5 protein-coding genes are annotated in these 2,985 nt (G+C 25.3%); 4 read left to right on the forward strand and 1 reads right to left on the reverse strand.

The genetic code is table 11. The features are described 5' to 3' along the window. Positions 1-496 precede the first annotated feature (496 nt). On the forward strand, positions 497-661 hold the full coding sequence (locus tag FYJ33_RS15810; RefSeq protein WP_154532898.1) for a hypothetical protein: 165 nt from the start codon (positions 497-499) through the stop codon (positions 659-661). Between the two features lie 628 nt (positions 662-1,289). Beyond that, positions 1,290-1,538: a hypothetical protein gene (locus FYJ33_RS15820; RefSeq protein ID WP_154532902.1), complete on the forward strand. Its 249-nt coding sequence runs from the start codon at positions 1,290-1,292 to the stop codon at positions 1,536-1,538. A gap of 20 nt (positions 1,539-1,558) precedes the next feature. On the opposite strand, the gene FYJ33_RS15825 is transcribed toward FYJ33_RS15820, so the two are convergent. Next, the gene (locus FYJ33_RS15825) at positions 1,559-2,023 is read right to left on the reverse strand and encodes a hypothetical protein (protein ID WP_154532905.1); all 465 of its coding nucleotides are present in this window, start codon (positions 2,021-2,023) and stop codon (positions 1,559-1,561) included. 103 nt (positions 2,024-2,126) lie between these two features. Between FYJ33_RS15825 and FYJ33_RS15830 the strand changes: the two genes are divergently transcribed. Then, positions 2,127-2,648, forward strand: coding sequence for a hypothetical protein (locus FYJ33_RS15830; protein WP_154532907.1), 522 nt, complete (start codon positions 2,127-2,129; stop codon positions 2,646-2,648). 197 nt (positions 2,649-2,845) lie between these two features. Further along, on the forward strand, positions 2,846-2,985 hold a 140-nt coding region (locus tag FYJ33_RS15835; protein WP_154532909.1), incomplete at its 3' end, for a helix-turn-helix domain-containing protein.

A 2,985-nucleotide genomic window follows, 5' to 3' on the forward strand; every position in this document is an offset into this window, starting at 1 on the left:
ATATGCCACCAAAGGAATTTTATACTCTTTATCTTGGAGAGCATCTAGATAAAATTTGCATAAAGATATAATATTGAGAAAAAAGAAGAATTTAATAGATTTTGTCCAATATAAAGGGGTTAATCCGATATTACACTATTCAAGGAGGTGAGATGTTTTGTTGAATTACAAAGTTATAAGGGCTTCACCATTTTATTTAATAAATTAAATATATATAATAAATATATTAACTAATTATTAGCAGAATATTTAAAAAAACTAATTTATTAAATAAAGAAAGTAATTATACGTGGTCTGAAGGGCAAACCATTCTATTAAAAAGCCCCTTTCCAATAAATTAATATTAATGGAAGTTTATATTATGGACCAATATTTTAGGTAATTACTTAATAATATTCGTTACTTTACATTGGACAAAAAACAAGCACTTACTGGCAAATTGTTATTTTTATTAAGAAATATAAAATATAGTAAATATTGAAAGCGAGGAATTAAAATGGGATTTTGGTTTAATGAAAAAGATACAGATAAGGATGTTTTTGAAAATTCTGTAGGGAAGCATACACCTAACAGCATAAAACAAGAGGCAAGACAAGAATTGAGGCAAAGAGGATATTCTAATAGACCAATAGATGATTATGCATTTGAACATGATGATTAATTTGTGGTACTTAGAAAATATGAACTAAAGTCAATATAATTTAAAAGAAAGGAAAATATTCATGTACATTTTATATAATGTCAAAATTACAGATTACACAAAGCATATTTATTATTGTACCCATCATTTAGTCTACCAACTGATTAAAGATAATAATGATTATTTTACTCAAACTAGAAAAGATAGTTATACAGTATGTTGTAGACATGCTGTAGATGTTACTGACAAGACATATTTATCTATAAAAAGCATTATGGATGAATATGATGTCAAATCTATTTAAATCATTTCTAAGAGGTTATCGTAAAACCTCTTCCATTTAATATATAGTTAGGCTACTTATAAGGCAAGGAGGTTTAATGAACAAATGGTACAGGCTATAAGAAAAGGGATTAAAACAACAACTAGAAGAGTGGCTAAGGACCATGAATTCACAAAGTCCATAAAATACTTTTAATGATGAATTAAAAAGATATAATTAATTTTCAAATTGTATAGATTTTTAAAGTATAAGAAAGCCTGAGTATCAGGCTTTCTTATTATCATATATTTCTAACTTTTGCTAATCTTTACTAAACAATTATACAATTTTATAATTTGTTATGAAGATTAATGGAGGTACACGTTAATGGAAAATGAGAACTTATCAATAACCTATCTTGATGATAGTCATGGTTTAAATGCTACAATCATGACTTCTGATAATATTATCTATGTATTTTGTTATGATATTGAAGATGATATTATAAAAGCAGAAATAGAAGAAATAAGTAAAAAACTTATAGAAAAGTATGAAGTTTTAAATGTTATGTATTCTGAAAACTATAATACTTATAATATACTAAGGAAAGGTTCTTATCCTGAAGATATATTATAATTAAGGGCCGAAGCCCTTAATTATTCGATTTCTTTTGATAAAGAATCTATGATGATTTTATTTGAATCATACCAATAACTTTTAATGGCAAGTTGTAATGCAGCAGCTTGTGCTGATGTTAGATGTAGAATCTTATCTTCTAATTCATCAGGTAATATTATATGATTTTGTTCGCTGTAGAATACAACAACATTATGAATTATTAATGCTGCAGAAACTTCAGGAGAACTTGCGACTAACATATTGCAGGCATTAAATATAATATCTAAATCTTCTTTAGTAAAGATGTTTGATATTTCTTTTAATGATAGATCAATAATAGAGTAGAATGATGGAATTATTTCATCAACTTTATAGCTTGCAGTACAACCTGGCATCAAAGAAATCTTGTCATAGTATACTAATGATTTCTCTAAAGTATTTATAGTAGATTCTGATAATGAAAAAGTTTTAGTTTTATTTTTTGCTTTTAATGTATTATCCATAATTTAAACTCCTTAATCTTAATATATTTATATTATAATAATATTATTTTTTTATTATATAAATATTATATCACTATTAAATAAAAAGAAAAGAGGTTTTATTATGAAATGTAAAATAACAGAAAAATTAGATATCAATACTATATGCTATTCTAAATGTATTCCAAATTCAGATTTTAAAAAGTTTTATATAGCCTTCTTTATTAAAGATACAGATGCTTATCTTTCCGCAATAGGAAAGTTGCCTTTGGTACAGACGAGAGCGGTAATATATAATATAGATGGATTTAAAATTTTGTCATTATTATTTAGATTCAATGATAATGATGATCTTATATATTCATTGTGGTTTGATTATTTTAATATTAAAGATAGAGAATGTATAAATAAACTTATGAAACAAACAGATTTATCTTTTACTGTAGTCAATGAAAACAATGAAAGTGTTACTAATTTTAAAATACCAAATAGCCTTATATTTAAAATTGCTCAATTTTATAAGGAAGGTTCAAAAGAATATAACTCAAATATATTTGAAAATTTAGTTAGTGCAATAATTAATGAATACGAAAATGATTTATCAAAACTTTGGGATGACTCGACATATACATATATAGATATGTAATAAAATAAATCCTGCTTATGCAGGACATGCATGATTTGAAAATTTTAATTAATACGTAATGGTAAAGTAAAAACATATATACGTTATTATTTTAGTATGACTAATTGTATAATGAAATTGAACCAATAAAAAATCCATAGTGATTACCCGTGTTATAATTAAGTTGCGAAACCAAAATAACAAGGAGGATAATCACTATGAATTACCCATATCATAACACAGAATCACGTAAAAATAAACACTTGAATTTCAAAGAGCGCATGACTATAGAAATACGCCTTGCAGACGGTTGCTCTGCATATAAAATTGCCAAAGAATTGCAAAGACCAATCAATAC

The sequence above is a fragment of the Inconstantimicrobium porci genome (genome assembly GCF_009696465.1).
GTDB classification, from domain to species: Bacteria; Bacillota; Clostridia; order Clostridiales; family Clostridiaceae; genus Inconstantimicrobium; species Inconstantimicrobium porci.

What these genes read in the sequence shown, in the direction of transcription:
- FYJ33_RS15820 (WP_154532902.1), top strand. Translation starts at nt 1,290, where the DNA reads ATGGAAAATGAGAACTTATCAATAACCTATCTTGATGATAGTCATGGT.
- FYJ33_RS15830 (WP_154532907.1), top strand. Translation starts at nt 2,127, where the DNA reads ATGAAATGTAAAATAACAGAAAAATTAGATATCAATACTATATGCTAT.
- FYJ33_RS15810 (WP_154532898.1), top strand. Translation starts at nt 497, where the DNA reads ATGGGATTTTGGTTTAATGAAAAAGATACAGATAAGGATGTTTTTGAA.
- FYJ33_RS15825 (WP_154532905.1), bottom strand. Translation starts at nt 2,023, where the DNA reads ATGGATAATACATTAAAAGCAAAAAATAAAACTAAAACTTTTTCATTA.